General features: G+C 66.1%; 4 protein-coding genes. 2 read left to right on the top strand and 2 right to left on the bottom strand.

The genetic code is table 11. The features are described from left to right. Window positions 1–471: gamma-glutamylcyclotransferase (locus EOA27_RS29430; protein WP_145970602.1), on the bottom strand; the 471-nt coding region annotated here is incomplete at its 3' end. Window positions 472–588: 117 nt separating this feature from the next. Between EOA27_RS29430 and EOA27_RS29425 the strand changes: the two genes are divergently transcribed. Together EOA27_RS29425 and EOA27_RS29420 are read left to right on the top strand one after the other, a co-directional pair. Beyond that, window positions 589–1,587, top strand: a complete 999-nt coding sequence (locus EOA27_RS29425; RefSeq protein ID WP_126081016.1) for a DUF2125 domain-containing protein — start codon at window positions 589–591, stop codon at window positions 1,585–1,587. Window positions 1,588–1,594: 7 nt separating this feature from the next. After that, complete coding sequence (locus EOA27_RS29420) at window positions 1,595–2,539, top strand: sugar kinase (RefSeq protein ID WP_127257876.1); 945 nt, start codon at window positions 1,595–1,597, stop codon at window positions 2,537–2,539. A 118-nt stretch (window positions 2,540–2,657) separates the two neighbouring features. Here EOA27_RS29420 and EOA27_RS29415 read toward each other — a convergent pair. Next, on the bottom strand, window positions 2,658–3,075 hold a 418-nt coding region (locus EOA27_RS29415; RefSeq protein WP_127257874.1), incomplete at its 5' end, for a prephenate dehydrogenase dimerization domain-containing protein.

The following is a 3,075-nucleotide window of genomic DNA, read 5'->3' as shown; positions in this document are numbered from 1 at the left end:
ATGCTCGAGCGTGCTCAGCACATAATCCTCATTCCGGCCCGACTGGCCGACGGCGCCGCGAACGATCCTTGCCGCGTGATCGGCATCGAGCGCGCCAGCATATTGTTCATGCCGCCGGTCGACGATGTAGGCGACCGCCTCGACCGAAACGCCCTCTCCTTTCCCGTCCCTGCCCAGTCGGACATCGAGCATGCGTTCGAGATAGACGCTGGTCACCAGCTCTCGCTCGCGCAGGTAGGAAAGCACCTCGTCGCGCAGATTGCCGGGGACGCGGTAGGCGAGGCCGATGCAGGAGCCGCCCCGGTCGAGGCCGAGCACCAGACCCGGCCGTGCGCGCGTGCCGCGATGCACGAAGGAATAGACGCAAAGCGAGCGGCGGTAGCCGTAAAGCCGGGCGCGGCGCGTCTCGACATGGGCGAATCCGGGCCGCCAGATCAGCGAGCCATAGCCAAAAACCCAAAAATCGCCCATATCGCCAAGCCTGATCGCATTCGAGTGAACGACACCGCACCGGAGAGTGCTTCTTCTGTCCCCCGCTTGTTTGCGTGAAGCAAACGCCTGCACGCCGGGGTTAACGAGAGCCGCAGCATGACGTCAAGTGACGAGCGATCGCCCAAACCCCGCCGCCGGCTGCTTTGGCTCGCGGCGTTCATCGCCGTGCTATTCGCCTTCTACAGCGGCGGCTGGTTCTATCTCGCCGAAAGGCTCAAGACCGAAGCCGACCAGGCGGTGGCGCGGCTGGGCAGCAAGGGGATCGCCGCCGGCTGCGCCAACCTCACCGTCAGCGGTTTTCCGATGAGCTTCACGGTCTCCTGCGACAACATCGCCTATGAGGACGACGCCCGGAAAGTCGCTGCGTCTACCGGGAGCTTCAACGCCGTCGCCGCGATCACCGGCCCCTTGTCGCCGGTCGCCGATCTGCGCGGGCCGCTGCGCACGATCGCGCCCGGCATGCCGCCGCTCTGGATCGACTGGGACCAGTTGCAGGCCAAGGTCAAAGTGTGGTGGCCGCTGCCGCGCAGTGTCTCGCTGCAGGCTGAGGGCCTGAACGGTCAGACCGACCCCCAGGACGACACGGATCCGATGCAGCTGTTTAGCGCCGGCAAGGCGGCCGGGCAATTGCAGCCGGCCGGCCAGGACATCAACTATGTCGGCAGCTTCGGCGATCTGGAGATCAATGCGGACGCTATCGAGGGACGCGTGCTGCCGGCGCTGGACGGCACCGGCGACGTGACGCTGAAGAACGGCGTGGCGTTGATCTCGGCCCCGCCGAAAAGCCTGCGCGGCCAGTCGATCGACATTACCAAACTCGACCTGTCGTCGGGAACCGCGCGCATCACCGTATCCGGACCGGTCTCCGTCGATGCGGAAGGGCTGGTCGACGGGGACCTGATGATCAAGCTCAAGGACCCGAAAGCGGTGGCGGCCATCCTCGCCGGGGCCGTTCCCGAGCATAAAAGCGAAATCGAGCAGGGTTTTGCCGCCCTGGCCATGCTCGGGAAGGAACCGTCGATGCCGCTGAAGATCGTCAAGGGTAAGGCTTCGCTCGGCTTCATTCCGCTCGGCAAGATCAAGCCGCTCGAGTAACACGACGATGGCGAAGCCGGTCAGACTGCTCAGCGTCGGAGCCTTCACCCTCGACACCATTCTCCGAGTCGAGACGCTGCCCGCGCACCAGGGCAAGTTCATCGCCAGCGACGGCGTCCAGATCGCTTCCGGCATGGCGACGAGCGCCGCCTGCGCCGCGCATCGCCTCGGCGCCGAGGTCTCGCTATGGGCAAGCGCGGGGGACGATCCGGTCGGCGACCAGCTGATCGCCGACATCAAGGCCGAAGGCATCGACTGCAGCCTTATCCGCCGGGTTCCCGGCGCGCGTTCGGCGCTGGCCGCGATCGTGGTCGATGCGTATGGCGAGCGCATCATCGTCCCCTTCTACGACAAGAAGGCGCAGGCCGATCTTGAAACGCTGCCGCTCGCCGACCTCTCCGGCTTCGACGCCGTTCTGGTCGATGTCCGCTGGCCGGGCGCCGCGGCGCTCGCTCTGAGCGCTGCCCGATCGATCGGCCGTCCGGCGATCCTGGATGCCGATACAGCACCCGTCGAGGTGCTGGAGCAGCTTCTGCCGTCGGCCTCGCATATCGTCGCGTCCGAGCCTGCGGCGCGCATCGTCTGCGGCCATGCGCTCGACCCGGAAAGCGCTTGCGCCGACCTCGCCTCGCGCACCGATGCCTTTGTCGCGGTGACCGGCGGCGCCGCTGGAACCTGGTGGCACGACCGGGCGACCGGACGCGTACGCCATGTCGAGGCACCGAAGGTCAAGGCGGTGGATACGCTCGCCGCCGGCGACGTTTTCCACGGCGCCTTTGCCGTCGGCCTCGCCGAGGCCATGCCGATGGAAGAGGCCCTGCGCTTCGCCAGCGCCGCAGCCGCGCTCAAATGCCTGCGCTTCGGCGGCAGGCTGGGCGCGCCGGACAGAGCCGAGACGCTCGCCATGATGGCGGCGCACTGGCCGCCAGTCCGAAGAGGCAAAGGGAGCTGAGATCAGGTCAGGCCGAGTCGAGAATGGTGGCTTCCGAGAACCGGAGCGGAGCGTACTTTAATACGTGAGCACCGGAAGCGCAGGAAGCCGGCATTCGCAGGCCGGCCTCACCTGAATATCAGTTCCCTTTGGGATGCTCGACCGCCTGCCGGCCAAAATCCGGCACATCGATATCCTGGCCGGCCTCGATGATCGAGCGGCGGATGGCGCGCGTGCGGGTGAAGAGATCGAACAGCTTCTCGCCGTCGCCCCAGCGGATCGCCCGCTGCAGCGAGGCCAGATCTTCCGAGAACCGCGCCAGCATCTCCAGGATCGCGTCCTTGTTGTGCAGGCACACGTCCCGCCACATCGTCGGATCGGAGGCAGCAAGGCGGGTGAAATCGCGGAAACCGGAGGCGGAATATTTGATGACCTCGCTCTTGGTCACCGCTTCCAGATCGTCCGCCGTGCCGACGATGTTGTAGGCGATGATATGCGGCAGGTGCGACACGATCGCCAAGGTCATGTCGTGATGCTGCGGGTCCATCGTATCGATG

The organism is Mesorhizobium sp. M2A.F.Ca.ET.037.01.1.1 (assembly GCF_003998075.1).
GTDB lineage: Bacteria > Pseudomonadota > Alphaproteobacteria > Rhizobiales > Rhizobiaceae > Mesorhizobium.
Note: the sequence above shows the minus strand (reverse complement) of the source record. Positions and strands in the feature narration are given on the sequence as shown.